Origin of the sequence: Burkholderia sp. SIMBA_062 (assembly GCF_046534765.1) — a bacterium.
Classification (GTDB): domain Bacteria; phylum Pseudomonadota; class Gammaproteobacteria; order Burkholderiales; family Burkholderiaceae; genus Burkholderia; species Burkholderia ambifaria.
Window position 1 is genome coordinate 1 of sequence record NZ_JAWRYD010000486.1, and the last position, 248, is coordinate 248.

General features: G+C 56.5%; 1 protein-coding gene. It reads left to right on the top strand.

What is annotated here, in order from left to right; all coding sequences use genetic code 11:
- Positions 1-248: hypothetical protein (locus SB786_RS37170; protein WP_410731704.1), on the top strand; the 248-nt coding region annotated here is incomplete at both ends.

Genomic DNA, 248 nt, shown 5'->3' on the forward strand with positions numbered 1-248 from the left:
GACAGCATCAGCGATGGCGAGATAATCGAAATGCTCGCCCAGCACTTGGTAACCAAGCCGGTGGTCGATGCGCTGTTCGATGAGTACAGCTTTGCCAGTCACAACCCCATGTCCAAGGCTATGCAAGGCGTGCTGGACGCGCTTCATGAGCAACACCTGGCCAAGGAAGCCGACACTCTGGAGAAGTTCTATGCCAGCGTGCGTCAACGTGCTGCCGGCATCGACAATGCCCAGGGCAAACAGAAGAT